Origin of the sequence: Pseudomonas sp. NPDC085632 (genome assembly GCF_044541255.1) — a bacterium.
In the GTDB taxonomy this organism is placed as follows: domain Bacteria; phylum Pseudomonadota; class Gammaproteobacteria; order Pseudomonadales; family Pseudomonadaceae; genus Aquipseudomonas.
In genome coordinates this window covers 97,759-124,348 of sequence record NZ_JBITSX010000008.1, presented here as the reverse complement: position 1 = coordinate 124,348, position 26,590 = coordinate 97,759, and the positions used below count along the sequence as shown (strand labels likewise).

Sequence of the window (26,590 nt, the reverse complement as noted above, 5' to 3'; positions counted from 1 at the left end):
CGCGCTCCATGGGCACTTCAAAGCATAAAACTGCAGGTGACATCATGGCCACACCCCAACCCTTGCAACTGCTGGCTCCCTTGTCCGGTGTCCTGATGGCGCTGGACGAGGTGCCCGATCCGGTGTTTTCCGGGCGCGTGATCGGCGACGGTCTGTGCATCGACCCGACCTCGTCGACCTTATGCGCGCCTTTGGCCGGGGTCATCAGTAACGTGCAGGCCAGCGGGCATGCCGTGAGTATCACCGATGACAATGGCGTGCAGCTGTTGATGCACATCGGCCTCGATACGGTGAACCTCGGCGGGCAAGGTTTCACTCCTCTGATCGAAGAGGGGCAGCGGGTTGCCGCCGGTCAGGCGCTGATCGAGTTCGACGCCGATTACATTGCCCGACATGCGCGCAGCCTGATGACGTTGATGTTGGTGGTCAGCGGTGAGCCGTTTACCTGGCTGGTCGCGTCGAGCGGACGGGTCGAACGCGGCCAGCCGTTGCTTGAACTCGCCAGCGCGCAGGCATTCAGCGAGGAAGCCGTCGCGGCAGAAGGTCAGGTCATTTTCTCACGATCGTTGAAACTGCCTAACCCCAATGGTCTGCACGCGCGCCCGGCGGCAGTGTTCGCGCAAGCGGCGAAGGGTTTCTCGGCAAAGATTTACCTGCATAAACAGCAGACTCAAGCCAACGCCAAATCCCTGGTGGCGATCATGGCGTTGCAGACCGCGTTTGGCGACAGTGTGCAGCTCAGTGCGGTGGGCGAAGACGCTGACGCTGCAATCGACGCACTGACCCGGTTGTTAACCGAGGGCTGCGGTGAAACGGTTACGGCAGTAGCGCCCGCCGAGGTCGTCGTCACGGAGGCGCTGACGCTTCTGCGGGGCATCTGTGCATCACCCGGTTCGGCGTTGGGCCAAGTGCTGCAGATCAGCGAGCCGGTCTTCGACGTCAGCGAATTCGGCGGCGCAGCGGACGTCGAGCGCGAAGCTCTCGCCAATGCCCTGATCGAAGCCGATCTGGCCTTGCAGCATTTGTGTGATACCGCCGTTGGCGAGGCCGAAGCCGAGATCTTCAAGGCCCATCAGCAACTGCTCGAAGATCCGGGACTGCTCGATCAGGCTCAAGCGTTGATCGACGAGGGCAAAAGCGCGGCGTTCGCCTGGCGTGCGGCGACTGAAGAAACAGCGACGATGTTTCGGCAACTGGGCAGTACGCTTCTGGCTGAACGGGCGGCGGATCTGACCGATGTCGGGCGTCGCGTCCTCAAACTGCTGCTGGGTATTGGCGAGCACGCGCTGGAGTTGCCGCATGGATGCATTCTGATCGCCGATCAACTGACGCCGTCGCAGACCGCCGGCATCGATACCAGCAAGGTGCTGGGCTTCGCTACGGTCGGGGGCGGCGCGACCAGTCACGTGGCGATACTCGCCCGTGCCTGTGGTCTGCCGTCGATCTGCGGGGTGCCGGTGCAGATGCTCGCACTGAGCAACGGCACTCCAATATTGCTCGATGCCGACAAGGGGGAGTTGCATGTACATCCCGACCCTGCGGCCGTCGGCCAGTGGCAGGCTCGCCACGCGCAACAGCGCCAACGCCATGAACATGACCTGGCCAACGCAACGCTCGCGGCGCGCACCCGTGACGGCCATCACGTCGAGGTGTCGGCCAACGTCGCCTCTTTGTCTGAAACGGAGCAGGCCATGGCTTCGGGGGGCGCGGGCGTCGGCTTGCTGCGTTCAGAATTTCTCTACCTGGGCCGCAACCACGCGCCGAGCCATGACGAACAGGTCGCCACTTACAGCGCCATCGCTCGCTGTGTCGGACCTGCGCACAATCTGGTGGTGCGCACCCTCGATGTCGGCGGCGACAAACCGCTGGCCTACGTGCCGATGGACAGCGAAACCAACCCGTTCCTTGGCGTGCGCGGCATTCGTTTGTGCCTGGAGCGTCCGCAGCTGTTGCGTGAGCAGTTCCGGGCCATGCTCGGCTGCTGTGATCTGACGCGTTTGCACATCATGTTGCCGATGGTCACGCAGCTGTCGGAGCTGCGTCTGGCGCGGCAGATGCTCGACGAGGAAATCCTCGCGCAGGGGCTAACGCAACGGCCGAAACTGGGGATCATGATCGAAGTGCCGGCGGCGGCGTTGATGGCGGATCTGTTTGCGCCGCTGGTGGATTTCTTCTCGATTGGCACCAATGACCTGACGCAGTACACCCTGGCGATGGATCGCGATCACCCGCGCCTGGCCAGTCAGGCGGACAGTTTTCATCCCTCGGTATTGCGCCTGATCGCCATGACCGTGAAGGCCGCGCACGCCCATGGCAAATGGGTTGGCGTGTGCGGGGCGATGGCCTCTGAACGTCTGGCGGTGCCGCTGTTGTTGGGGTTGGGCGTGGATGAACTGTCGGTGAGCGTGCCGATGATTGCGCCGGTCAAGGCAACGGTGCGCGAACTGGCGCTGGCGGATTGTCAGCGCATCGCGCAACAGGTACTTGGTCTGGAAAGCGCCGGGCAGGTGCGTGAGGCGTTGCAGCGCTTTCATGAGGCCACCGTCGATACTTTACGGGTTCTGGAGAACTGAACATGTTCGATCAATTGCAGAAGGCATTCTGGAAGGCCCTGACTCCGGATCTGGTGGTGGATACTCCCGCAGCAGCGGCCGAGCCGACCAACGGATTGAGCGGCGAAATTGTCGCGGCACTGGGAGGTGTGGATAACCTCGAGTCCCAGCAACCGCTGGCATTGACGAGGGTGCGGGTAGTGTTGCGTGATGTGTCGCACCTGGACCAACACGCGTTGAGCGCCGCCGGTGTCGCGGGTGTGATGCCCTTGGCGGAGGGTGTGGTGCACTTGATTATCGGGCTGCGGCCTTAAGCCGACAGGTGGCGTGCGGCCTCAGGTCGCCCTTACTGTTTCTCAACCGCAGGTGTATCGTATTCGCCTTTTGCAGGCCTTCAGGGCCTGCCGCTGATACGTGAGGTAGTTGAGTTCATGTCCTTTACCCGTCGCCAAATCCTCGGTGGCCTGGCCGGTCTTGTTGTCGTTGGTGTCGGGGCGGGGGGCGCGTCGCGTTATTGGCTTGGAAAAATGGCCGACGCCGAGGCGGGTCACGACTATGAACTGATCGCCGCACCACTGGACGTCGAGCTGGTGCCGGGGCACAAGACCGAGGCCTGGGCCTTCGGCCCGTCGGCGCCGGGCACCGAGTTGCGTGTGCGCCAGGGCGAATGGCTGCGGGTGCGCTTCATCAACCACTTGCCGGTTGCAACGACCATTCACTGGCACGGCATTCGTCTGCCGTTGGAAATGGACGGCGTGCCGTACGTCTCGCAATTGCCGGTGTTGCCGGGTGAATACTTCGATTACAAATTCCGCGTGCCGGACGCCGGCAGCTATTGGTATCACCCGCACGTCAGCAGCAGCGAAGAACTCGGGCGCGGGCTGGTCGGGCCGCTGATCATCGAAGAGCGCGAGCCCACCGGTTTCAAGTACGAAAAAACCTTGAGCCTGAAAAACTGGCACATCGATGACGAAGGCAATTTCGTCGAGTTCAGCATTCCCCGTGAAGCAGCGCGTGGCGGCACGGTGGGGCGGTTGTCGACCATCAACGGCGTGCCATCGCCAGTGATCGAATTGCCGGCTGGGCAGATCACCCGGGTACGGTTGCTCAACCTCGACAACACGCTGACTTACCGCATTAACATTCCCGGCGTCGAAGCGCAGATCTATGCGCTGGACGGCAATCCGGTCGAGCCACGGCCGCTGGGCAAGGAATACTGGCTCGGCCCGGGCATGCGCATTTGTCTGGCGATCAAGGCACCGGCGGCGGGCGAAGAATTGTCGCTGCGCAATGGCCCGGTACGTCTCGGCACGCTGCGTTCGGTGGCCAACAACGATGCACCGACCGACTGGCCGAAAGCCTTACCCGCGAACCCGGTGGCCGAGCCGGATCTGGCCAATGCCGAGAAACTCAACTTCAATTTCGAATGGGTCGGCTCGGTGTCGGTCAACGTCGACAACGGCAGGCCGCCGAGCCTGTGGCAGATCAACGGCAAGGCCTGGGACATCACCGACAAGACTTGCGCCGACCGACCGATTGCCAGTCTGAAACTGGGGCAGAGCTACATCTTCGAATTGAAGAACATGACCCAGTATCAGCACCCGATCCATTTGCACGGCATGAGCTTCAAGGTGATCGCGTCGAACCGGCACAAGATCATTCCGTACTTCACCGACACCTATCTGCTGGGCAAGAACGAGCGCGCGCAAGTGGCGCTGGTGGCCGATAATCCGGGGGTGTGGATGTTCCACTGCCACGTGATCGACCACATGGAAACCGGCCTGATGGCCGCCATCGAGGTGAAGTGATGCGCCAGATTCGCCCCGCGGCAATCATTGATCGCAGCCGAGACCGCGACTTCATGCTTGAAGCCCTGACACTCGCCGCACAAGGCGCAGCGCTCGGCGAAGTGCCGGTGGGCGCAGTGCTGGTGCAGGACGGCGAGATCATCGGTCGTGGCTTCAATTGCCCGATCAGTACCAGCGACCCGAGTGCTCATGCAGAAATGGTCGCCATTCGCGCGGCGGCGCAGGCGGTGGATAACTATCGGCTGCCGGGCAGCACGCTGTATGTGACGCTGGAACCGTGCAGCATGTGCGCGGGCTTGATCGTGCATTCGCGGGTGGCGCGGGTGGTTTATGGCGCGTTGGAGCCCAAAGCGGGGATTGTGCAGAGTCAGGGGCAGTTTTTTACCCAGGGCTTTTTGAATCACCGGGTGTTGTATGAAGGCGGGGTGTTGGCGGAGGAGTGTGGCGCGGTGTTGACCGAATTCTTCCGCGCCCGAAGAGCGAAAAGCCCCTCACCCTAACCCTCTCCCAAAGGGAGAGGGGACTGACCGGATTGGATGGGCGAGGTCCGCCGACCTGAGTTATCGAGTTGAACTCAAGTTTAGAAAAGCCCAAAGATCGGCTCTCATCCCTGCGAAAGGGGACTGACGGAGGTGATGTGGCGACCAGGATATCGAGCCGAACTCAAGTTTTGAAAAGCCCAAAGATCAGCTCCCTCTCCCTGGGGAGAGGGCCGGGGTGAGGGGTGGCCTCACCGCGATGCCTGCGAGGCTGGATTACTTTCTGGCGACAATCACCGCGCGCATCGGCGCTGGCAATCCTTCGATGGTTTTGCTGTGATCCTCGGGATCAAGAAAGTCGCTCAGCGACTGATACTTCATCCACTCCGTACCACGCTGCTCTTCAACCGTGGTTGTGCTCACATCCACGCAACGAATATCGCTGAACCCCGCACGACGCAACCACAATTCCAGCGCCGGCACCGACGGCAGGAACCACACGTTACGCATCTGCGCATAACGATCTTCCGGCACCAGCACCTGATGCTTGTCGCCTTCCACCACCAGCGTTTCCAGCACCAGTTCACCGCCCTTGACCAGGCAATCCTTCAGCGCCAGCAAATGTTCGATCGGCGAGCGACGGTGATAGAACACGCCCATGGAAAACACCGTGTCGAACCCTTCCAGATTCGGCGGCAGGTCTTCAAACGGGAATGGCAAATGCCACGCGTTCGGCTCTGACAGATAACGCTGTACCGCCTGGAACTGGCAGAAAAACAGCCAGTTTGGATCAACGCCAATCACGCTGTTCGCGCCGGCACCGAGCATGCGCCACATGTAGTAACCGTTGCCGCAGCCGACATCGAGGATGCGTTTGCCCTTCAGATCCAGATGCGGAGCGACGCGCGACCATTTCCAGTCCGAACGCCATTCGGTGTCAACGTGCACGCCAAACAGATCGAACGGACCTTTGCGCCACGGCGACAGGCCCATCAACGCGGTGTGCATCTGCGCGCGGGTTTCATCGTCGCACTCGGTGTCGAGTTTCAGGCCATTGAGCAGGTCGACTTCGCTCGGCTGGATCTTCGGCAGCGCGTCGAGCGCACTTTGCCAGCGCTCCAGATCGCCGTGGCCCTTCTCCATTTTCTTGTCGAGTTGACGCTGCAGGGTATTGGCCCATTCGGCCAGCGGTGTGCCGGCCAGACGGCGGGCGAGGGGGGACAGATCAATCATGGCAAGGCAATCAACGAGGCAAAGTTAAGACACTGGAACCACGGCACGACTTTCGAGAACCCGGCGGCCAACAGGCGTTCGCGGTGTTCTTCGAGGCTGTCGGGCTTCATGACGTTTTCGATGGCGCTGCGCTTCTGGGCGATTTCCAGTTCGCTGTAGCCGTTGGCGCGTTTGAAGGCGACGTGCAGGTCGGTGAGCAATTCGTGTTCTTCGGCATCGTTGAAGCGCAGCTTCTCCGACAGAATCAGCGCGCCGCCCGGCAGCAGCGATTGGCGAATGCGCGCGAGCAACGCGGTGCGCTGATCCGGGGCGATGAATTGCAGGGTGAAGTTCAGCGCCACCACCGAGGCTGGCTGAAACTCAAGGGCAAGGATGTCGCCTTCGATCACGTCCACCGGCAGCAACTCCTGGGACATCGAGTCCTGACCGTTGAGGTATTCGCGGCAGCGCTCGACCATCGCAGCAGAGTTATCCACAGCGATCACCCGGCAGCCGTCGGTGCGCACGTGACGGCGCAACGCTTGAGTCACCGCGCCCAAGGATGAGCCAAGATCGTAGAGCACGCTGTTCGGCTGAGCGAACTGCGCGGCGAGCACGCCGAGGTTTTCGACGATGGTCGGGTAACCCGGCACCGAGCGCTTGATCATGTCCGGGAACACCCGCACCACGTCTTCGTTGAAGGCGAAGTCGGGTACCTGGGCCAAAGGCTTGGCGAAAATGCGATCGGGTTCTTTGCTCACGGCGGTTCCGGCGGTGTCGGTGGAAAAGGCCGGCATTTTAGCCAAAGTGGCGCGGGGATGCGCGGGTTGTCAGATAAAGCGGCGCAACGGTGCTGGAATCATCGCTGTCAGGGATATTGCTTTCGCGAGCAGGCTCGCTCCCACAGGTGATCGCGGTGTCCTTGTGGGAGCGAGCTCCCTCGCCACAAGGGTTAGCGTTTGGTCTGGGAGAACGCGGAGGCGGCGATGCCCCACTGGCCTAGCCAGTAGCTGAGAATGATGACGTACGGTGCGGCGTGGAATGGCGATACAAAGCGATCAATGCCGATCACGCTGTCAGAGAACACGAATGCCAGCGCACCGCCCGCCGCCAGCAACGCCGAACGCTTGGGCACGTCGGTGCCGAGGCGTGCGAGTGCGCGCCAGAGCATCGCGCTGATGGCCGTGCCGTAGACGATCACTGGCACCAGCAACGGCCCCAGACCGCTGGATATCAGCAGCCCCAGCAGCACCGCACCGACGGCGAGGGCAAGCACCAGCGGCAATATCGCCAGACGCTTGCAGTCACTCAGATAAGCCTTCAGATAAGCCAGATGTGCGACCAGAAACGCGCCGAGGCCGAATACAAACAGGTCGCCCGGCCACGCCAGCAACACATCACCCAGCAGCGAGAAAATCAGCCCGAGACTGATCCAGCGCCGGTATTCGCTGGGTGGCGCATCATGCAGCCAGCCAAGCAACGCGAGCACCGGCAACGGCTTAACCAACAAGCACAGCAGCGCCGCATGCGTGCTGACGCCGTAGAGAAACGTCACCGCGCCCATCAGCGCCAGAATCAGCCAGCCCACGATCAATTCACCGAAATGGCGCAGTCAAAGGTTTCCACTGGCAACACTTCCGGTGCCCACGGCTGTTGCGAAGTCAGACGCAGGCGCCCGGTGCCGGGGGCAAAGGCCTGAAAGCGCCAGGTCGACAAACCCGCTGCGCCGACCACGCCGGCATCTTCCGGATTGCTGTAGACCTCGGGGCTGAGTGCGCGGAGTACGCCGCCAGCGGAATCCTGAATGGCCCAGCGATAACCCGTGGTCGGGTTGCTTGGCAGCATGATGATGAGGTTTTGCCCGTTCGTGAGCCGGACGGGGCATTCGCTTTGTTTTTCCACGGTCACGTTGTGTTTTGGTTGCGTGGCACACGCGGCCAGCAACGAAAGGGCGAGGGGGAGAAACAGGCGAGTGGGGGACATAAGGTCAGCGGCTCCGGGTGTTCACGACGAACGGCGAGCATAACTGAAGATGAGACAAAGTGTGACAGTCAGGGAGTCCAGTGTTGTCGGCACTGACGCCATCGCTGGCAAGCCAGCTCCCACAAGGTTCTGTGGTGATCACAGGATTTGTGAACACATCGGACACTGTGGGAGCTGGCTTGCCAGCGATTGCGGTACAGCAGGCACTACATGATTGTTAGAAGAGCACTTTCGCCACATCCGCAAACTTCTTGGCAAAGTGCACAGTAATCCCTTCCTTCAGATAATCCGGCAATTCCTCGAAGTTACCCCGATTCGGCTCCGGCAAAATCAGCTCGAAAATCTTCTGCCGTCTTGCCGCTATCACCTTCTCGCGCACCCCGCCAATCGGCAGCACATGCCCGGTCAGCGTCAGCTCGCCGGTCATCGCCACGCCTTTTTTCGGCGGCTGATTACGTGCGAGCGAGAGCAGGGCGCTGGCCATGGTCACGCCGGCGCTCGGGCCGTCCTTCGGTGTCGCGCCTTCCGGTACGTGCAGGTGGACGAAGGCTTCGTCGAAGAACTTCGCATCGCCGCCGAATTGTTTCAGGTGCGAGCTGACGTAGCTGTAGGCGATCTCCGCCGATTCCTTCATCACATCGCCAAGTTGCCCGGTGAGTTTGAAACCGCGATTGAGCGTGTGGATTCGCGTCGCTTCGATCGGCAGAGTCGCGCCGCCCATGCTGGTCCAGGCCAGACCGGTGATGACGCCGGTACCGGAGAGCACTTGCTCGTTGCGGAATACCGGATGACCCAGTGACGCTTCGAGGTCTTTCGGCCCGAGTTTGATCAGCGCTTTCGGCTCGTCGATCAGCTTCATCACCGCTTTGCGCACCAGTTTACCCATCTGTTTTTCCAGCTGGCGCACGCCGGCTTCACGGGCATAACCGTCGATCAGGGCTTTGAGCGCGCTGTCGCTGATGCTCAGGCTGCCCTTGGACACACCGGCCTTTTCCAGCAGTTTCGGCCACAGGTGGCGCTTGGCGATGGCGACTTTTTCTTCAGTGATATAGCCCGACAGGCGAATCACTTCCATCCGGTCCAGCAGTGGGCCCGGGATCGAATCGAGTGTGTTGGCGGTGCAGACGAACAGGACTTTCGACAAGTCCATGCGCAGGTCGAGGTAGTGGTCGAGGAATTCGACGTTCTGCTCTGGATCGAGGGTTTCCAGCAGCGCCGAGGCCGGGTCGCCCTGGTAGCTTTGGCCCATTTTGTCGATCTCGTCGAGCATGATCACCGGGTTCATCACCTCGACATCTTTCAACGCCTGCACGAGTTTGCCCGGCTGCGCGCCGATGTAGGTGCGGCGGTGGCCCTTGATCTCGGCTTCGTCGCGCATGCCGCCGAGACTAAAGCGATAGAACGGCCGGCCGAGGGATTCGGCGATGGATTTGCCGACGCTGGTTTTACCCACGCCCGGCGGGCCGACCAACAGCACGATGGAACCGCTGATCTCACCTTTATAAGCACCGACGGCGAGGAATTCGAGGATGCGATCCTTGATGTCATCGAGGCCGGCGTGGTGTTTGTCGAGGATTTTGCGCGCGTGCTTGAGGTCGAGTTTGTCCTCGCCATACACGCCCCACGGCACCGACGTCGCCCAGTCGAGGTAGTTGCGGGTGACCGCGTACTCCGGCGAGCCGGTCTCGAGGATCGACAGTTTGTTCATTTCCTCATCGAGGCGTTTCTGCACCTGCGCCGGCAGGACTTTGCCTTCCAGGCGTTGTTCGAACTGTTCGAGGTCGGCGCTGCGGTCGTCCTTGGTCAGGCCGAGTTCCTGCTGGATGACCTTGAGTTGCTCTTTAAGGAAGAACTCGCGTTGATGCTCGCCGATCTTGCGGTTAACTTCCGCAGAAATCTCTTTTTGCAGGCGCGCGACTTCGACTTCCTTGCGCAGCATCGGCAGGACTTTTTCCATGCGCTTGAGCATCGGCACGCAGTCGAGCACGCCTTGCAGCTCGGGGCCGGTGGCGGAGGTCAGGGCGGCGGCGAAGTCGGTCAGTGGCGACGGGTCGTTGGGGCTGAAGCGGTTGAGGTAGTTTTTCAGCTCTTCGCTGTACAGCGGGTTGAGCGGCAGCAGCTCTTTGATCGCGTTGATCAGTGCCATGCCGTAGGCCTTGACCTCGTCGGTCGGCTCGGTGGGCTGGTGCGGGTATTCGACTTCGACCAGGTATGGTGGGCGGTGGTGTTTCAGCCAGGTTTTGATGCGTACGCGGCTGAGGCCTTGGGCGACGAATTGCAGTTTGCCGTTTTCGCGACTGGCGTGGTGGACTTTGACCAGGGTGCCGTATTGCGGCAGGGCGCCGGTATCGAAGTGGCGCGGGTCTTCCTGGGGCGTGTCCATGAAGAACAGGGCCAGGGAGTGGTGTTCGGATTTGCTGACCAGTTCGAGGGTTTCGGCCCAGGGTTCTTCGTTGACGATGACCGGCAGGACCTGGGCCGGGAAGAACGGGCGGTTGTGGATCGGGATGATGTAAACCTTGTCCGGCAGGTTCTGGCCGGGCAGGGCGAGGCCTTTGCCGGAGGAGGTGTGTTCGATGTGTTCGGCTTCGGTGTAGTCGTCGGGGTTTTCCGGGAATTCTTGCTGGTCGCTCATGGGGCACCTGCGCAATGGGGTATGGGTCTTAGATGGGGCAGGGTTGGGGTGGTTTCAATGGCGGGGGATGTTTCTGCTTGTGTGTTCAGGGTTTTGACAGGGTTCACGCTTTGGGCTTGGCGGCCTTTGGGCCGACCATGTTGGGGGTGTTCGGTGTGTATATCCGTTATTTAGGTAACGGCGGCTTAGGGTTTCGCCCTGACGGCGACTCACTTTTTTGACAAACGCCTCAAAAAAGTAAGCAAAAAAACGCTTGCTCATGCGTGCGGCCCGCTCGCTGGGGCTCGGGGTTCCTTCGCTGCGGGATTGATCCGGGCGCAGCGTCTCCGGTTTGCTTCGCTGCACCTCCTCTCGCTGTGTTTGGCTTCGCCAAACGGTCGCTGCGCTCCCACGCCCGGATCAATCCCTCCACTCAGCCTTCCGACGTCGCCCGTGGATCAAGATCAAGATCAAAAGCAGGCGAGCTGACACTCGGCCTATTGAGTGGTGAAGAGCGGGGCGCGCACGGCTTTGGTTTTTGTGGTGCTTTTGCCCCTCACCCCAGCCCTCTCCCGAGGGAGAGGGGGCCGATTTGTGTGCTTTTCAGAATCAGAGTTCAACTCGGTCTTTCACGTCGGCGTATCTCTCCCAAACACCTCACCCTAGCCCTCTCCCTCCGGGAGAGGGCTAGGGTGAGGGGCTTTTGATCTGATTCAGAATGTGAATTCGACTCGGTATTGCACGTCGGCGTACCTCCCCCAGACACCTCGATCAGTCCCCTCTCCCTCCGGGAGAGGGCTAGGGTGAGGGGCTTTTGATCTGTTTCAGAATCTGAGTTCAACGCGGCAATTGCACGTCTGCATATCTCTCCCAAACACCTCGGTCAGTCCCCTCTCCCTCCGGGAGAGGGCTAGGGTGAGGGGCTTTTAGCTGTGTGGGGGAGGTTGGGGGATTTCGTGGTTATCCAGCACGCGGTTCACGGCCAGTTCGGCGAGCATGATGATTTGCTGGATCGCCAGAATCGTCCGCCGCTGTGGCAGGTCGATGTAGGCGGCGATGTCGCTGCTCATCACGCTGGCCTGGGCCAGTGATTCGCAGGCGTGGACCAGCAGGCTTTCGCTGTCCTGCTCGGGGGCGACCTGGAACATGGTGCTGGGTTTGTGGAAGCGCAGGGTTAAGGCATTGGGTTTGAGGTAGTGGTCGAGGGCGCGTTCGGCGGCTTCGTGGAATTTCTTGGAATCGGGGGATTCGTAGGGCGAGGTGTCGTCGGTTTCTGGTGGATTGGGTGTTGGCTTTTTCATTTATTGCTCCTCAGGAATTGGGCCATTCCTCTAATTGCCGCGACGCAAAAAGAGGGGTGGCAGCTGTACGCGGGTTCGCGGACCGACCTGAGGCATTCGGCATACCCGAAGGTATCCCGCGTACAGCCACCATAAAACAAGCACTCGGGGTGCTGCTGTTAAGCGGCGGCAATTATGCCCCAGAAGTCGGGCCGCGACGCCCGTTCGCTGAATTTGCAGCGACCCCCCGAGCCTATCCAGCTGATTTCCGAGGCACAACCGACGCGACTTGTCGGAAAACTCCGCGCAATTAGCGGCGTCTGTAGGACGAGCAATATTCCTACTACCCACGCTGATCAAACTGTGGGAGCTGGCTTGCCATCGATTGCGGTCTATCAGCCGGCCTATTTGCTGACTGACCCACCGCTATCGCTGGCAAGCCAGCTCCCACAGGTTTCTTTGGTGGACTCAGAAGTTGCGTGCACAAAAAAGGCGATGTCCCTTGCGGGACATCGCCTTCATTTTCTCCGCCGCTAAAACTTACTCCGGCAGTTTGTACGCAATCACATAGTCACCCATCTTGGTGCCCAGCGAGCCGTGACCACCTACAACCAACAGAACGTATTGCTTGCCGTCCTTGCCGGTGTAAGTCATTGGGGTCGCTTGACCGCCAGCCGGCAGACGCGATTTCCACAGCTCTTTACCGCTGTTCACGTCGTACGCGCGCAGGTACTGGTCGAGGGTGCCGCTGAGGAAGCCGACGCCGCCAGCGGTCACCATCGAGCCGCCCATGCTAGGCACACCGAGAGTGAAGCCGATCGGGATTGGCGAGCTGTCGCGGCTGGTGCCGTTTTTGCGTTTCCACACGACTTTGCCGGTGGTCAGGTCGATACCGGCGACGTAGCCCCAGGCCGGGGCCTGGCACGGTACGCCCAGTGGCGACATGAACGGGTGCATGATCACGGCGTATGGCGCGCCGGTGTTCGGTTGCACGCCAGCGGTTTCGCTTTCGCGTTTGCTGCCGGCGGCGACTTGCTCGCGTGGCACCATTTTCGACACGAAGGCCATGTAGTTCGGGCTGGTGAACAGGATCTGACGAACCGGATCGACCGAGACGCCGCCCCAGTTGAACACACCCACGTTACCCGGGTAGATCAGGCTGCCCTGTTCCGACGGCGGGGTGTACTGGCCTTCGTAACGCAGTTCCTTGAACTGGATGCGGCACAGCATCTGGTCGAACGGGCTCGCGCCCCACATGGCTTTTTCGGTCAGTTCCGGGGCCAGCAGGTTGAGGTCCGAACGGGCCTGGGTCGGTGCGGTGTGGTCGCCTTTCACGGCGCCTTGCGGTACCGGGATTTCCTTGATCGGGATGATCGGCGTGCCGTCACGACGGTCGAGGACGTACAGGCTGCCCTGTTTGGTCGGAGCGATCAGTGCCGGTTTCACGCCGTCGGCGGTTTTCATGTCGAGCAGGGTTGGCTGGCTGCCAACGTCCATGTCCCACAGGTCGTGGTGGGTGAACTGGTAGTTCCAGCGCACTTTACCGGTGGCCAGGTCCAGGGCGACGACGCCGGCGCTGAATTTCTCGGCGCCCGGGGTGCGGTCAGCGCCCCACTGGTCTGGGGTCTGGTTGCCCAGTGGCAGGTACACCATGCCGAGTTTTTCGTCGACGCTGGCCAACGACCACATGTTCGCCGAGTTGCGGCTGTAGGTTTCGCCCGGTGCCAACGGCTCGGTGGCGTCTGGCTTGTCGCTGTCCCAGTTCCACACAAGGTGACCGTCGCGCACGTCGAAAGCGCGGATCACGCCCGAGGGCTCGTTGGTCGATTCGTTGTCGGTGACGTGACCGCCCATGATCACCAGATCACGGGTAATCGCCGCTGGCGAGGTGGAGTAGTAGCCACCAGCGGTGAACGGGCCGATGCCTTGGGTCAGGTCAACCACACCGTTTTTGCCGAAGCCTTCGCAGATCTTGCCGGTGTCGGCGTTCAGGGCGATCAGGCGGGCATCAGCGGTTGGCAGGTACAGACGACGCGGGCAAGCCTGAGCAACGGCTTTGCCGGCTTCGGAAATCACCGCCGAGGCTGCGTTTTCGGACTTGGCGTACGCGGCTTCGTCGTAATACGACACGCCACGGCAAGTCATGTGGGCGAAGCCTTTGAAGCCGACCGGGCTCTTGATCTGTGGGTCGAAGCGCCACAGTTCTTTGCCGGTGTCCGGGTCCAGGGCCAACACTTTGCTGTGCGCGGTGCAGGCGTAGATCATGCCGTTGGCTTTCAGCGGGGTGTTTTCGTTGGTCAGCTCAACCGGGTCATCTGCGGTCGGCAGGTCGCCGGTCTGGATGCGCCAGGCTTCTTGCAGCTTGCCGACGTTGGCCGGGGTGATCTGCTTCAGCGGCGAGTAACGGTCACCGAATTCGGTGCGGCCGTAAGCTTGCCAGTCGCCATCCGGCATCGCTGGTGCGGTGCTGGTGGTGTCGGCGGTGTCGCGACCCAGTTCGCCGAAGGTTTCGCCCGGATGGGTGAACAGGCTGATCAGCGCAGTGAGGCCGGCCAGCACCACGGCCACGGTCAGGCCGCGAGTGCCCATCGGCGCCGGGCCGTCAAGCAGCAGTGGACGACGGAACCACGGCAGCAGCATCACGAAGCCGAGGACAAACCACAGGGCCAGACGTGGCACCAGTTGCCACCAGTCCAGACCGACTTCCCACAGCGCCCAAACGGTGCTGGCAAACAGAACGATGGCGTACAGGCCCAGCGCCGCGCGACGGCGCATCAGCATCAGGATGCCGCTCAGCGCAATGCCGATACCGGCCAGCAGGTAGTACAGCGAGCCGCCGAGCATGCTCAGCTTGACCCCACCGGCCAACATGGCCAGGCCCATCAGTAGAAGCAGAATGCCGAGCAGGCTCGGTAGCAGACGGCCCCGACTCGAAGCACTTTCGGTGCTCATAGTGTGATTCTCCGTGACGTTTTATGTAGTCCCGCGCTGTAGTCACTGTAGATGACGATTTGGCGTGGGCATGGTTCAGATAAAAACTTGTCTAGCTAACGAAATTTTCCCGATCCCTGTGGGAGCTGCGGTGCGACGATTCGACTTGCCAGCGATGGCGGCGTGTCAGCCGACGAAGATGTCGACTGTGAAATCGCATCGCTGGCAAGCCAGCTCCCACAGGTTTTTGCGGTGTCGGTTAGAACGAGGACTGGATCTTGATCCCGCCGATCAGGGCGTCGTCGACGTTGTTCACGCCACCGGGGTGGCGGATGTATTGCAGGTTCGGGCGTACGGTCAGCCAGTTGGTCACGTGCACGCCGTAATACAGCTCGGCGCTGTATTCGGTGTCTTGCGGCGGCAGGAACGACGGATCGTCGTAGTCGTAGACCGCGTTGGCACGGTTGCTCGCTTCGGCGTTTTTGCGGAAGGCCGGGTTGACGTGGACGCGGGCGAGGGCGAAACCGATGTCATCCTTGGCGCGCGCGTCGAACGGGCCTTTGTAAGTAATGCCGGCCTGCACGTAGTTGTCGATGGCGTTGGTTTTCTTGTCGTGCATCGTGCCGTTGGCGAACACGCTCAGGCCGCGCGAGTTGTCGCTGGCGACGCTGGTGATCTGCTGCTGAATACCCAGCCACACGCCGTGTTTGCTTGAGGCGCTGCGATAGGCTTCACCGCTCAGCGCTGCCGGCTGGCCTTGGCTGTCCTTATAGACGTCGCTGGCCTTGGCGTTGCTGTAGTAGTAACCGGCACGGTATTCGCCGGGCAGGCCGTTGAGCTTCGGTGTCCACACCAGTTCGACCGGCAGAATCGCGCCCTGGGTGCCGCTGCCGCTGAGTTTGAAGCCGTTGCCGCGATCGAGGTTCGACGGGTTCTGCTCGTAGGCGCCAACCTGTGCGTACAACTCAGGGGTCAGGTGATATTTGACGCGCAGCGCCCACTGGCTGACCGGCCAGTTGTACCAGATGCCGCCGACCCAGTTGCCGACCTGCGAACCGCAGAACGCGAGGTTCTGGAAGTCGCACGGGAAGCTGTTGAAGTCTTCGCCTTCGCCGAAACGGCCGACTTTGATGTCGAGTTTCTGGTCGAAGAATTTTTGCTGATACCACATCTGCGTCAGGCGCGTGGTCTGACCACGGCCCCAGACTTCCTGGGCCGAGGTGAAACCGCCAACGCGCGGATCGTTGATGCGATCGTTGCTGATGTTGTTGCCGCTGCGCTTGGTGATGGTCAGTTGAAACTCGGCGTCGTCCCAGCCGAGGATCTTTTGCAGGTCCAGGTGTGTGCCCAGGCCGAACTGATCGCTGTAACGCGCAGTGCGGTCGTGATCGTAGCCACCGTGCAGGTTGCTGCCCATTTCACCGGTGTAATCGAGTTTGAAGTCGTAGCCTTTTTCCGAGAGTTCTGTACGCGTGCCATTCCAGTCACCGAGCATGTACGGTGATTCACTGTCGAACGCGGGCGCCGCTTGTGCGCAGGTGGCGAGGCCAAGGGCGGTACAGCCGCCAAGGGTGCGCAGGGCTGAGATAGCGCTGTCTCGGGAGAAGGAAAAATCGGGCATGGCTAAGTCTTTTTTTGGTGTTTTCGGGGTGCGGGCTGAGTGCTTCAATAAGTCGCAGGCAGTGAAGCGATTCAGCGGAAGGGCGGCAGGATAATGATCTGTTACAAAAAGACAAAGGCCTTTTGTGAACATGCAGCATTTCGGATTCGGTAACAGTGCGGCAAACGGGCGCATTGTGGGTGGGGTCGTAGCCTGCGATCTTTCCGGGTTGGCCTACATTTGAAGGTAGGCCTTCCACCCAACCAGCCCCTCGGCTAAGGTGCGCGGCTTCTGCATTTTCACTTCGCCCAAAGGTCTGGCATGAACGAACAAACCCCCGATCCGCTGCACGGCGTGACCCTTGAACAGATCCTCAACGCCCTGGTCACTCATTACGAATGGTCGGGCCTGGCCGAGCGCATTGATATTCGCTGCTTCAAGAGCGATCCGAGCATCAAGTCGAGCCTGACGTTTCTGCGCAAAACCCCGTGGGCGCGGGAGAAGGTCGAACGTCTGTACGTGAAGTTGATGCGCACCAAGCGACCGCTCTGAAGTGGACGCCGTGTGGCGGCGACGCCTGATCACCTGTGCTGCCGTATTAGGCTGGGCGGGGTTGGGTATTCAGCTGTACCTGATTTTCTTCGCACGCTTGAGCGTCGGCGCCAGCCTGTTGGGCGGGCTGGTGAGTTTTTTCAGCTACTTCACGATCCTGACCAATACGCTGGTGGCGACGGTGCTGACCTGTGCCGTGACCTCGCGTGAATCCGCTGCGCGCCGCTGGTTTTTGCAGCCGTGGGTGAGTAGCGGGATTGCCGTGAGCATTGCTGTGGTCGGCCTCGCCTACAGCCTTTTGCTGCGGCATTTGTGGCATCCGCAGGGTTGGCAATTTATCGCTGATGAACTGCTGCACGATGTGATGCCATTGCTGTTTCTTGGCTATTGGTGGGTGTGCGTTCCGAAAGGCTCTTTGCGCCTATGGCATCTGCCGTTGTGGCTGATCTATCCGCTGGTGTATTTCATCTACGCCTTGCTGCGCGGGCATTGGCTCGGCGCGTATGCGTACCCGTTCATTGATGTGGCGGTATTGGGTTATCCACAGGTGCTGATCAATGCCGGGGGGATACTGGTGGGGTTTGTGCTGATTGGGTTGTTGGTCATCGGCCTGGACCGCTGGCAAGCTCTACGAAGTTAAAGCACCTGCAGGAGCTGCCGCAGGCTGCGATCTTTTGACTTTGCTTTTTCAAAAACAAGATCAAAAGATCGCAGCCTGCGGCAGCTCCTACAAGGGATCTCATTCCTCTTCGGAGCCTTCGGCGCGCCAGTAGCCGACGGCTTTGATCAGTTGCTCATCCAGCCCGTGCTCATCGATCAGCACCCGGCGGATCTGCCGTGAAACTTTCGTTTCGGTCGCGACCCAGGCATACAGATTGCCCGTGGGCACCTGCAACTGCTTCACCGTACTCAGCAGGTTGTCCTTGCCACCCTCACGCAACACCCAGATCACATTCACCTGAGCCGCGCTTTCCAGCACTTGCTGCTCCGCGCCGTTCTCCACTTCGATCACCACCAGCGCCTTGCGATTCGCCGCGAGGCCTTCGAGGCGGCGGGCGATGGCGGGCAGGGCGGTTTCGTCGCCGATCAGCAAGTAGCTGTCGAAAATATCCGGGACGATCATCGAGCCGCGCGGGCCGCCGATGTGCAGGAATTGCCCGGGTTTGGCTTGTTCAGCCCAGGTCGACGCAGGGCCGTCACCGTGCAGAACAAAATCGATGTCCAGTTCCAGCGCATCGAGGTCGTAGCGACGCGGGGTGTAGTCGCGCATTTCCGGTTTCGGTCCGTCGTCCTTGCCGGCGCCAAGCACCATGGTCTCCAGTGCGGCGGCTTGTTCGGCGTTCTGCGGGAACAACAGTTTGACGTGATCATCGGTGCCGAGGCTGATGAACCCGGCGAGTTCCGGGCCGCCGAGGGTGATGCGGCGCATGCGCGGGGTCAGGTCGACCACGCGCAACACTTCGAGCTTGCGGCGTTTGATTTCGTGCATCACGCGGTGAATGGTTTGGGTATCGACTGCAGTCATTCGCTTTTCTCCGAAACAGGTTGAACGGCGGGGCCGTCGACGATGGCTTTGGCGGTGTCGTTGAGCAGGTCACGCACGCGCAGGATTTCTTCGGCGCTCCAGCGGCCGTGGTGCATTTGCAGGGCGTGACGCAGGTTGTGTACCGCTTCGTGGATTTCCGGCGGACGATCATGGCCGCGCAACGAGCGTTTGCTCACATCAATGCGCATGCGCACGCCATCCAGCGCTACCGCTTGCTCACTGAGAGATAAACGACCGGCCTCGGTGACGCTGTAGCGTTTCTTGCCGCCCTCAGCGTCGCCGGTGATCAGTTCGCTCTCTTCGAGAAAGGTCAGGGTCGGGTAGATCACGCCGGGGCTGGGGCTGTACGCGCCGTCGAACATGCCTTCGATCTGGCGGATCAGGTCGTAGCCGTGGCACGGCTGTTCGGCGACCAGCGCCAACAACAGCAATTTCAAATCACCGGGGGCAAACACCCGTGGGCCACGGCCGCCACGTTCACGGCCGGGGCGTTTCTCGAAGCCGTCACGACCGTCGCCGTGCTCGCGGTGGGGGGAATGATGGTCTCTCATTTCAGTCTTCTCTCGTCATGTTTAGATACAACTTAAGATATATCTTATGACGGGTGCAAGACGTTTTTCCCTGAGCCGTGACCTCGGCTGACGAGCGGCAACCGCCCCACGAATGCAAGCGGTGCTTTTTCAGGCGGATTTCGGCGGCGATAACTTTAAAGTTAAAGTCATCACTCTAATCGCTGTAGAGTATATGTTCTAAATAACTCCGGGCTGCCGTATTTACAGGGTTGATTTGCTGTATGGTTTTTTAACTTAAACTGTCTGTAGGGGATAACTTACAGTTACTGTTTCGAATATCGTTTTTTTGTTCTTTTTTCTTGCGGGTCATAGGGTTGTTTAACTACGCGGTTATCGGAAGTTACTTGCTTACTTTCCAGAGGCAACAGCCGATGATGCCCCGGCATTGAAAGTTCAAGTTGACCTGGCTCAACTCGGGCAGCGACTCGGGCAGTGATTGTCTTGAACTTTCAATGTTCATCCCCCTATCAAGAAAACAGGTACATAACGATGTTCAAGAAATTCGCAATCGCCGCTCCACTGGCTCTTCTGGCACTGGGCTCCACTGGCGCATTCGCCGCTGGTGAAGCGTCGCACTCGATCAGCCTTGTCGCTCATGTGCCGACCAACGGTTTCTATGTTGTGCCAACCGACCCGGATCTGGTCAACAAGGACCAGGACATGAGCTACCAGCCAACCACCGGCAAGATGCGCGACGTCAATGGTTTCTTCGATGTGCGCAACAACAACGGCTCGGTACACGCCAGTCTGGAAAGCCAGCCGAAACTGGTGGCCGGCAACACCACCATCGACTTGCAAGTATTGCTTAACAACAAGGAACTGACCCTGACTCCGCAAATGGTCGTCGGCGAATCGGAGTCTGACGTCAACTACCGCGCTCCGCTGAAAATCACCGCGCGTGGCAGCAACTTCGAGCCGGGCGATTACACCGGTTCGGTGGCCATGATCTTCGATGCCGTGCCACCGGTTGCTGGCAACTGATCATTGATCAGGCACTAAGCGTGCACTTTTACCCGTGGCGCTAACCGACGGGGCAGGCAGCAATGTTTGCCCCGCCGGACTTTCCTTGTTTGTAAATCAGAGTACGAGTTCATGTTCCCGATGACACCCATCGCGGCTGCGCTTGCGCTGTTGTTTTGTGCCAGCGCAGCCGTGGCTTCCAACTCCACCGGTACCACACCGCGCAGTCTGCTGGCGCAGGCCAAGGGTTTGCCGGCGGATTTTGAAGAGCATTTCTTTGATGTGCCTCTGGCGGTACGGGTCGAAGTCGACCAACAACCGCTGGGTGAGGCCATGGTGGTGTTGTCCCGCGATGATCGCATCACCCTGCTCGAATTCACTGACACCAGCGAAAACCGTTTAGGCCCCGCCGAGCGCGAAAAGTGGGCGAGCTTTCTCAAACCCGGCGTGCCACTGGGCGCGTGCAGCGGTTCCTGCCCGGAACAGTTTCTGGCGGTGCACTACAACCTGGAAAACTCGCTGGTCTCGATCCTCACCGAAAATGCCGAGCGTGATGTTGAAGCCAAGCGTTACTACGATCAGCCTGTGGGTGGCAGTCATGGCTTGATGGTGCGTAACCAGCTCAACCTCAATGGCGGTCAGGATCAGGATCTTGGTGGACGTTTCGGTCTCGAAGCCAGTTCGAGTCTGGGCAGCTGGAGCCAGACGCTGAATCTGCAACTGGCCCGTCTCGGCGGTCCGGACGACAAGCTGTATCACGCCATTCAAGAGCTGCACACCCAGCGCGAACTGCAAGGCAGTTTTTTCCGTCTGGGTTATTTCACCCCCAATTCCGAAGGGCTGACGCGCCAACCGCGCACGTTCGGCACCAGCCCCGACACCGCCGTTGGTGTGATGTACGGCAGCTCCGACAGCCTGGCCATCAACAGCCCGATGCCCAGCGTCTATCCGATCTACGTCACCGCCAACCGCCAGGGTTCCGTGGAGATCTGGCGCGATGGCCTGCTGATCAATACCCAGTCGGTGCCGGCCGGTTTGCAGACCCTCGATACCCGACCACTGCCCGGCGGCATTTATGAAGTGGAAGTGCGCCTGATCGAAGACGGCCAGATCACTTCCACCACCCAGGAGCTGGTGTACAAGCCCAACAACTGGCGCAACCTCGACGAGCGCTGGCGCTACAACGTGTTCGCCGGCGAAGAACAGAAACTGCTGAGCAACTGGGACACCCAGGCCAGCGGCAGTCCGACGGCAGGCGCCTCGGTGAATTACCTGGTGCATCCACGGGTGATTCTCGGTCTGTCGGCGCGGCAGATTCGCGAAAAACTGCAATACGGCACGTCCATCGACTGGACGCTGGCCAATCACCTCAGCCTGTATGCCAACGTCTACAAGACCGAGGATTACGGCACCGGTCTCGATCTGCAAAGCCTCTACAACTATGGCGCCGGAAGCATCGTTGTCAGCCACAACCGCAGTTGGCTCGACACCACCAACACCTACGACACCCTGCCCGATGGCACCCGGGTGCGACCGCGCAATGTGTTCATCGGCCAGACCAGCAATTCGTCGCTGGCGCTTAACCATCGCATCAGTAGCAAGAGCTCGGTCAACGCGCGGGTCTCGCACAGCGAGGGCAATGTCGAAGGCATGGGCGTGGATCTCGGCTGGACCCAGCGCACGATGGTGCTGGGCAGCGATGCCAGTTGGCGTTTGTCGATTTTCGATCGGCCGGGCAGTTTCAGCAGCGGCGATGCGCGCAATCGCGGGGTCGACCTGAGTATCAACATGGCGCTCGGCGCACCCGGCCAGCAGATCACCGGCAGCATCGGTTCACGTACGGCCCGCGACGGCACGCGTGACAACAACGCCTCACTCGGCTGGCGCAAGGATTTCAAGGATCACGTCCTGCAGAACGTCTCGCTCACGGCACTCACCGACACTTACGGGGTGGGTGTATCCAGTCTGGCCAACTTCCGCACCGATTCGGTCAGTGGCGACGGCTTTATCCAGCGTTCCTCCTACAACGGCAACTTCACCGGCGGCCTCAACGTCGACAGCACGCTGGTGGTCGGCGGGCAGCAGATGCTCATGACCAGCCAGAGCGAAGTGCGTGGCGCCGGGATGATCGTCGATGTCGAGTCGGACATCGAGGACATCGTTCTGCGCGCCGACGATTACAGCGGTGGCGGGGCGGCGTTGAAGCCGGGGCGCAATTTCATCCCGATCACCGCGTACCAGAACAGCTCGGTGAGTTTCGACTTCGAAGGCAACCACGTGCCGGCTGCCACCATCGAACCGGCGCGCGCCCGATATCACCTGAACAAGGGCGGCGTGGAGTACCGCAAGGTCCGCGTGATGCGAACCCTGACCGTGCTCGGCCGCCTGGTGGATGGCCAGGGGCGGCCGCTCAAGGGCCACCACGTGATCAATCATGCCAGCCGTGGGGTGACCGAAGTCGACGGCTTCTTTTCGATGGAAATGAACGCCGGTTCGCCGACCCTTGAGGTGCGTCAGGGCAACCAGTTGCTCTGCCAGTTCCGTCTCGATGCCGGCAGCCATCGCAGTGAAAACAATGTGTTGATGATCGGCGACCTGCGTTGCACGCCGGACACCCTGGCCGACGTCAATTCCACCGAACAGAAGGCAGGTTGATTCCATGAAGATAATCACAGGCGGGTGTGCATTGGCGCTGGCGCTGGCCATGCCGGCGGCACACGCGATCAATCAGGAAGTCCGCGCGCTGTTTCAACCGGATCCTTCTCAGCCGGGCAAGAACCTGTTCGTCAACCAGACACCCAATAGCGGCTATTGCGCAAATTATCCTGTGCAATGTGCCGGAAGAAACATGTTCAGCATCGAGTTGCCTGTTCGTTATACCTCTCACCGCGCGCTGATACCCGGTGACGGTGTATCGCTGAAAGTCCCCGCGGACTGGCGCCGCTTGACGATCACTAACCAGGATACCCAGGAGTCGGAAGTCGTCGAGGTACGCATTACCGGCATAGGCTCCAACTATATTCTGAGCGATCCAGTGCAGAAAATAACTGGAGCGACAAGTGATCCTGAAGGCCATGACAAACTCTGGACTTCCAGCGGTTGGCTTTATGCACCTTCTCCTTGCCTTGGTAGCGGTCTGGCTGGGTACGGACCGCTCAACTACCGTTTTTTCTGGCTCACGCCTGCGGAAGCGAGCTGCGTCAAGACCACCCCTTACCGCATCCGGATGATGTCGTTCGAGAAGGTCGACTTTTCCTATGAGCTGAAGACCCCCAATCCGTTGAGCATGTCGAGCGGTCTGTACACCGGGTCGATTACTTACACCATGGGTCCAGGGCGCGATTTCCACATGGGCTACATGATGTACCCGGACGACGACAGCCTGACCCTCGATTTTGTGCTGGACGTGCAGCACACCCTCAAAGTCGATCTGCCACCGGGTGGTAATAAAGTCTCGCTGGAGCCGGAAGGCGGATGGGCGCCGTGGATCGACAGCGGGCGCAAGCCGAAGCGGATCTTCCGCGATCAACCGTTCTACATCTCGGCGTCGTCGCGCTTCAAGGTGATGATGCTGTGCAATTCCCAGGGCGGACCCTACTGCAACCTCGGCAGTCCCTTGGGCAACTCCGTTCAGGTCAAGGTCTCGATGAGTTTACCGGCGGGAATCGAAGGCACTGGTGGTCCCGTCAACAGGATTCCATTGAACGTCAATAACTGGTCCACCTCGTTCCAGCCCAGCTTCTACGTCGAGCGCAAGCCCGGCGCGCTGCATTTCGAGCTGGAACCGGGGGCGATCGATTTCCTCCTGCGCCCCGGCCTGAACGACCGGCTGCGCGGCAACATCACCATTATCTGGGACTCGGATGCGTGAGCGCGCCCGTCAGACCCCTTTCGATTTTCATGGAGCTGAACGCGATGAAACGTGGTTTTTTGCTGGGTGTGCTCAGTGTGTTTTGCCTGATGGCGCAGGCCGGTCCGCAAATCAATGTCGGCACCGTCTACGACTATCTCGACGCCGATAAAAGTACCTACCTCAAGCGGGTGTTCAACAGCGGCGATGCGACTGCGTTCGTCAAGATCAACGTGCTGGAAATCATTTACGGCGCCGATGGTGTGCCGCAGGAAGTGCCCGTGACGAATGCCGCCGACGGCGCCTCACGCAACGGCGTGATGGCCAGCCCGGCGCGGTTGATCGTGCCGGCGCAGGGCATGCAGGGTACGCGTTTGCTGTACATGGGCCAGCGTGATCGCGAGCGCTATTTTCGCGTGCGTTTCGTTCCGGTGGTGCCGGAAAAGGAAGACGAGTTCGTGGTCAGCAACGAAGAGCGCGAAGACTACAAAAACTCGCTGTCGGCCGGGGTCAACGTGATGACCGGGTTCGGCACGATCTTCTTCGTGCGGCCCAAGGACGCGCGGTTTGCCACCGTCGTCAATGACACCGACAGCCGCTATGAGCTGCGCAACAACGGCAACACCGTGCTGATCGTCGATGAGTTCAAGAGCTGTTCTCTGAGCAAGGAAAGCGACTGCGGCGCGACCACCAAACACCATGTGCTGGCGGGCAAGAGCTTTGCCTTCGACAAGGAAAAGGGCCGCCAGTACAGCTTCTTCCTGATTGAAGGCAGTGAGAAGAAAGCCATGAAGATCGCCAGTCGCTAGGTTTGTTTTCAATTGACGCATCGGGTAACCAACATGATCAAGCAATGCACTGCCGCCGCGCTGCTGGCCGCTACTGCGCTGGCCAGCACCGGGGCGTGGGGCGCGCGCGAAGAGCATACCTTCGAAGTCTCCCTGACCATTCCCAGCCGGCCGTTTTACATCATTCCATCGGAGCCGGACTGGATTCACCGGCCGCAGCGGCTTGAGTGGGATTACCAGCGTTCGAACCTCAGCGGGTTGCAGAGGAATTTCGATGTGCACCATGACAGCAGCGCGATTGAAGCGCGTCTGGCCTCTGATCCCTTTCTGGAGAATGGCCGGCCCGGCGAAGTGATCGAACTGCGTGTTGCGTTCAATGATGTCGAGTTGAGTTCGCACATCACCCCGCGTCAGGTCTTGTCCGAGGAAGAAGCCGCCAGAGGCAAACGCGTGGCATTGAAAATCGACCCGATCGAACCGGCGGGTGGTTATCGCCCCGGGGATTACCACGGCAATGTGGTGCTGATGTTCACGGCCCGGGCGCCGGGTGCGGAATGAGGCAAAACAGATCAGGCTCATCAGAGGCAGGACTAATAATGAAAAGACTCATTTGGCTGGGGTTGCTGGCGGTGTTGAACATCCCTCAGGCGCAGGCGCTCAATCAGGAGATTCGGGCGCTGTTTCAGCCGGATCCTTCCAAGCCGGACAAGAGAACCTTCATCAACCAGACGCCGAACACCGGTTACTGCGCCAGCTTTCCGAATCAATGCGCCAGCCACAATATGTTCAGCATTGAATTGCCTGTTCGCTTCACTTCTTCGCGCTACCTCGACCTCTTTGACTGGGCCGCAGTGAAAGCGCCGGCCAACTGGCGGCGGTTGAGCGTGATCAACCAACAGACCCAGGAAACGCAACAACTGGAAGTGCGCGTCATCGGTATGGGCTCGAAATATGTGCTCAACCGTCCGGCGGTCGAGATTGCAGGCGGGGCTAATGCTCTCGAAGGCCACCGCAGACTGTGGACCTCGGACAGTTGGGCGCATGGCGTGCCCGCACCTTGCCAGTACAGCGGCGCCGGGGATCACGGCCCGGACTGGTTCCGGTTCTTCTGGAAAACACCCTCGGAGGCCCACTGTTTCAAGGTGCCGGGCCACCACATCAAGTGGATGTATTTCGACAAACTGGACTTCGCCTACGAGCTGCGCACTCCCGACCCGTTCAAGATGTCCACCGGCCGTTACACCGGTTCATTGACTTACAGCCTGGGGCCGGGCGCTGATTTCGACATGGGCAAACTGTTCGAGCCGGACGTAAGCACCCTGACCCTGGATTTTGTGCTCGACGTTCAGCACACCTTGAAAGTGGACATTCCGCCCGGCGGCGACAAGGTCGTGCTGGAACCGCAGGGCGGCTGGCAGCGCTGGCTGGACAGCGGACGCAAGCCTTCGCGTCTTTTCCGCGATCAGATCTTCCATATCTCGGCATCATCGAAATTCACCATGAAACTTGAATGCGAGCACCGCCTGGCGTCGGCGTCGGGCTGCGCCATTGTTGACGGCCTGCAGGGCGCCGGTGGGGTTGACGTCAGTGTCAGCCTGCCCAACGGCTTGACCGACAGCGCCGGGCAGGCGGTCAAACGAATGCGCTTGGGCGTCGAAGCGACCGCGCCGTTTCAACCCGGTTTTTATATCGATCGCAAGCCGGGCACCTTGCATTTCGAAGTGGATGAACAGCAGACCCACTGGATGATCGACAAAGCCCAGGGGCGACCCTACCGGGGCAATATCACGGTGATCTGGGATTCGGAAGTCGGCTGAGCGCGGCAGTCCGGCCGTCCTTGTCGGGGCTGGCCGGGTTGCAAGC

Annotated in this window: 22 protein-coding genes; 12 read left to right on the top strand and 10 right to left on the bottom strand. The window is 60.3% G+C overall.

What is annotated here, in order from left to right:
- Window positions 1–44: 44 nt before the first annotated feature.
- From ptsP to tadA, 4 genes are all read left to right on the top strand, one after another.
- Window positions 45–2,573 carry a phosphoenolpyruvate--protein phosphotransferase gene (gene ptsP, locus ACIF4X_RS09225; protein WP_397481872.1) on the top strand — a complete coding sequence of 843 codons (2,529 nt, stop codon included), beginning with the start codon at window positions 45–47 and terminating at the stop codon, window positions 2,571–2,573.
- A gap of 2 nt (window positions 2,574–2,575) precedes the next feature.
- The gene (locus tag ACIF4X_RS09220; protein WP_397481871.1) at window positions 2,576–2,866 is read left to right on the top strand and encodes a PTS glucose transporter subunit IIB; all 291 of its coding nucleotides are present in this window, start codon (window positions 2,576–2,578) and stop codon (window positions 2,864–2,866) included.
- A gap of 117 nt (window positions 2,867–2,983) precedes the next feature.
- Window positions 2,984–4,360, top strand: a complete 1,377-nt coding sequence (locus ACIF4X_RS09215; RefSeq protein WP_397481870.1) for a multicopper oxidase family protein — start codon at window positions 2,984–2,986, stop codon at window positions 4,358–4,360.
- Window positions 4,360–4,860, top strand: coding sequence for a tRNA adenosine(34) deaminase TadA (gene tadA, locus ACIF4X_RS09210; protein ID WP_397481869.1), 501 nt, complete (start codon window positions 4,360–4,362; stop codon window positions 4,858–4,860). Before ACIF4X_RS09215 ends, tadA begins: the two co-directional genes overlap by 1 nt.
- Window positions 4,861–5,115: 255 nt before the next feature.
- On the opposite strand, the gene cmoB is transcribed toward tadA, so the two are convergent.
- The 8 genes from cmoB to ACIF4X_RS09170 form a co-directional block, all read right to left on the bottom strand.
- Window positions 5,116–6,072, bottom strand: coding sequence for a tRNA 5-methoxyuridine(34)/uridine 5-oxyacetic acid(34) synthase CmoB (cmoB, locus tag ACIF4X_RS09205; RefSeq protein WP_397481868.1), 957 nt, complete (start codon window positions 6,070–6,072; stop codon window positions 5,116–5,118).
- Window positions 6,069–6,848, bottom strand: coding sequence for a carboxy-S-adenosyl-L-methionine synthase CmoA (gene cmoA, locus ACIF4X_RS09200; RefSeq protein WP_397481867.1), 780 nt, complete (start codon window positions 6,846–6,848; stop codon window positions 6,069–6,071). The genes cmoB and cmoA overlap by 4 nt, the downstream gene beginning before the upstream one ends.
- 155 nt (window positions 6,849–7,003) lie before the next feature.
- A complete protein-coding gene (locus ACIF4X_RS09195; protein WP_397481866.1) occupies window positions 7,004–7,639 on the bottom strand; it encodes a lysoplasmalogenase in 636 nt (211 codons plus the stop codon).
- Between the two features lie 2 nt (window positions 7,640–7,641).
- Window positions 7,642–8,034, bottom strand: a complete 393-nt coding sequence (locus tag ACIF4X_RS09190; protein WP_007916811.1) for a protease inhibitor I42 family protein — start codon at window positions 8,032–8,034, stop codon at window positions 7,642–7,644.
- Window positions 8,035–8,251: 217 nt separating this feature from the next.
- Window positions 8,252–10,669 carry an endopeptidase La gene (gene lon / locus ACIF4X_RS09185; RefSeq protein WP_397481865.1) on the bottom strand — a complete coding sequence of 806 codons (2,418 nt, stop codon included), beginning with the start codon at window positions 10,667–10,669 and terminating at the stop codon, window positions 8,252–8,254.
- A 905-nt stretch (window positions 10,670–11,574) separates the two neighbouring features.
- Window positions 11,575–11,949 carry a DUF6124 family protein gene (locus ACIF4X_RS09180; RefSeq protein WP_397481864.1) on the bottom strand — a complete coding sequence of 125 codons (375 nt, stop codon included), beginning with the start codon at window positions 11,947–11,949 and terminating at the stop codon, window positions 11,575–11,577.
- Between the two features lie 519 nt (window positions 11,950–12,468).
- Window positions 12,469–14,880, bottom strand: coding sequence for a glucose/quinate/shikimate family membrane-bound PQQ-dependent dehydrogenase (locus ACIF4X_RS09175; protein WP_397481863.1), 2,412 nt, complete (start codon window positions 14,878–14,880; stop codon window positions 12,469–12,471).
- A gap of 238 nt (window positions 14,881–15,118) precedes the next feature.
- Window positions 15,119–16,480, bottom strand: coding sequence for a carbohydrate porin (locus tag ACIF4X_RS09170; RefSeq protein ID WP_134177604.1), 1,362 nt, complete (start codon window positions 16,478–16,480; stop codon window positions 15,119–15,121).
- Between the two features lie 300 nt (window positions 16,481–16,780).
- On the opposite strand from ACIF4X_RS09170, the gene ACIF4X_RS09165 reads away from it, so the two are divergent.
- On the top strand, window positions 16,781–17,011 hold the full coding sequence (locus ACIF4X_RS09165; protein ID WP_016987543.1) for a VF530 family DNA-binding protein: 231 nt from the start codon (window positions 16,781–16,783) through the stop codon (window positions 17,009–17,011).
- Between the two features lies 1 nt (window position 17,012).
- Entirely contained in the window at window positions 17,013–17,651 is a 639-nt protein-coding gene (locus ACIF4X_RS09160; RefSeq protein WP_397481862.1) for a Pr6Pr family membrane protein, read from the top strand.
- A 99-nt stretch (window positions 17,652–17,750) separates the two neighbouring features.
- On the opposite strand, the gene ACIF4X_RS09155 is transcribed toward ACIF4X_RS09160, so the two are convergent.
- A complete protein-coding gene (locus ACIF4X_RS09155) occupies window positions 17,751–18,536 on the bottom strand; it encodes a siderophore-interacting protein (protein ID WP_397481861.1) in 786 nt (261 codons plus the stop codon).
- Window positions 18,533–19,108: a PadR family transcriptional regulator gene (locus tag ACIF4X_RS09150; RefSeq protein WP_311882988.1), complete on the bottom strand. Its 576-nt coding sequence runs from the start codon at window positions 19,106–19,108 to the stop codon at window positions 18,533–18,535. Before ACIF4X_RS09150 ends, ACIF4X_RS09155 begins: the two co-directional genes overlap by 4 nt.
- A 510-nt stretch (window positions 19,109–19,618) precedes the next feature.
- On the opposite strand from ACIF4X_RS09150, the gene ACIF4X_RS09145 reads away from it, so the two are divergent.
- From ACIF4X_RS09145 to ACIF4X_RS09120, 6 genes are all read left to right on the top strand, one after another.
- Entirely contained in the window at window positions 19,619–20,110 is a 492-nt protein-coding gene (locus ACIF4X_RS09145; RefSeq protein ID WP_397481860.1) for a CS1 type fimbrial major subunit, read from the top strand.
- A 111-nt stretch (window positions 20,111–20,221) separates the two neighbouring features.
- The gene (locus ACIF4X_RS09140) at window positions 20,222–22,744 is read left to right on the top strand and encodes a TcfC E-set like domain-containing protein (protein ID WP_397481859.1); all 2,523 of its coding nucleotides are present in this window, start codon (window positions 20,222–20,224) and stop codon (window positions 22,742–22,744) included.
- 4 nt (window positions 22,745–22,748) lie between these two features.
- Entirely contained in the window at window positions 22,749–23,960 is a 1,212-nt protein-coding gene (locus ACIF4X_RS09135) for a hypothetical protein (protein WP_397481858.1), read from the top strand.
- Between the two features lie 44 nt (window positions 23,961–24,004).
- The gene (locus ACIF4X_RS09130; protein ID WP_397481857.1) at window positions 24,005–24,748 is read left to right on the top strand and encodes a molecular chaperone; all 744 of its coding nucleotides are present in this window, start codon (window positions 24,005–24,007) and stop codon (window positions 24,746–24,748) included.
- Window positions 24,749–24,781: 33 nt separating this feature from the next.
- The gene (locus ACIF4X_RS09125) at window positions 24,782–25,285 is read left to right on the top strand and encodes a CS1 type fimbrial major subunit (RefSeq protein WP_397481856.1); all 504 of its coding nucleotides are present in this window, start codon (window positions 24,782–24,784) and stop codon (window positions 25,283–25,285) included.
- A gap of 38 nt (window positions 25,286–25,323) precedes the next feature.
- Entirely contained in the window at window positions 25,324–26,544 is a 1,221-nt protein-coding gene (locus tag ACIF4X_RS09120; protein ID WP_397481855.1) for a hypothetical protein, read from the top strand.
- Window positions 26,545–26,590: the final 46 nt, after the last annotated feature.

What these genes read in the sequence shown, in the direction of transcription:
- ptsP (WP_397481872.1), top strand. Translation starts at nt 45, where the DNA reads ATGGCCACACCCCAACCCTTGCAACTGCTGGCTCCCTTGTCCGGTGTC.
- ACIF4X_RS09220 (WP_397481871.1), top strand. Translation starts at nt 2,576, where the DNA reads ATGTTCGATCAATTGCAGAAGGCATTCTGGAAGGCCCTGACTCCGGAT.
- ACIF4X_RS09215 (WP_397481870.1), top strand. Translation starts at nt 2,984, where the DNA reads ATGTCCTTTACCCGTCGCCAAATCCTCGGTGGCCTGGCCGGTCTTGTT.
- tadA (WP_397481869.1), top strand. Translation starts at nt 4,360, where the DNA reads ATGCGCCAGATTCGCCCCGCGGCAATCATTGATCGCAGCCGAGACCGC.
- cmoB (WP_397481868.1), bottom strand. Translation starts at nt 6,072, where the DNA reads ATGATTGATCTGTCCCCCCTCGCCCGCCGTCTGGCCGGCACACCGCTG.
- cmoA (WP_397481867.1), bottom strand. Translation starts at nt 6,848, where the DNA reads ATGCCGGCCTTTTCCACCGACACCGCCGGAACCGCCGTGAGCAAAGAA.
- ACIF4X_RS09190 (WP_007916811.1), bottom strand. Translation starts at nt 8,034, where the DNA reads ATGTCCCCCACTCGCCTGTTTCTCCCCCTCGCCCTTTCGTTGCTGGCC.
- lon (WP_397481865.1), bottom strand. Translation starts at nt 10,669, where the DNA reads ATGAGCGACCAGCAAGAATTCCCGGAAAACCCCGACGACTACACCGAA.
- ACIF4X_RS09180 (WP_397481864.1), bottom strand. Translation starts at nt 11,949, where the DNA reads ATGAAAAAGCCAACACCCAATCCACCAGAAACCGACGACACCTCGCCC.
- ACIF4X_RS09175 (WP_397481863.1), bottom strand. Translation starts at nt 14,880, where the DNA reads ATGAGCACCGAAAGTGCTTCGAGTCGGGGCCGTCTGCTACCGAGCCTG.
- ACIF4X_RS09170 (WP_134177604.1), bottom strand. Translation starts at nt 16,480, where the DNA reads ATGCCCGATTTTTCCTTCTCCCGAGACAGCGCTATCTCAGCCCTGCGC.
- ACIF4X_RS09165 (WP_016987543.1), top strand. Translation starts at nt 16,781, where the DNA reads ATGAACGAACAAACCCCCGATCCGCTGCACGGCGTGACCCTTGAACAG.
- ACIF4X_RS09155 (WP_397481861.1), bottom strand. Translation starts at nt 18,536, where the DNA reads ATGACTGCAGTCGATACCCAAACCATTCACCGCGTGATGCACGAAATC.
- ACIF4X_RS09150 (WP_311882988.1), bottom strand. Translation starts at nt 19,108, where the DNA reads ATGAGAGACCATCATTCCCCCCACCGCGAGCACGGCGACGGTCGTGAC.
- ACIF4X_RS09145 (WP_397481860.1), top strand. Translation starts at nt 19,619, where the DNA reads ATGTTCAAGAAATTCGCAATCGCCGCTCCACTGGCTCTTCTGGCACTG.
- ACIF4X_RS09140 (WP_397481859.1), top strand. Translation starts at nt 20,222, where the DNA reads ATGTTCCCGATGACACCCATCGCGGCTGCGCTTGCGCTGTTGTTTTGT.
- ACIF4X_RS09135 (WP_397481858.1), top strand. Translation starts at nt 22,749, where the DNA reads ATGAAGATAATCACAGGCGGGTGTGCATTGGCGCTGGCGCTGGCCATG.
- ACIF4X_RS09130 (WP_397481857.1), top strand. Translation starts at nt 24,005, where the DNA reads ATGAAACGTGGTTTTTTGCTGGGTGTGCTCAGTGTGTTTTGCCTGATG.
- ACIF4X_RS09125 (WP_397481856.1), top strand. Translation starts at nt 24,782, where the DNA reads ATGATCAAGCAATGCACTGCCGCCGCGCTGCTGGCCGCTACTGCGCTG.
- ACIF4X_RS09120 (WP_397481855.1), top strand. Translation starts at nt 25,324, where the DNA reads ATGAAAAGACTCATTTGGCTGGGGTTGCTGGCGGTGTTGAACATCCCT.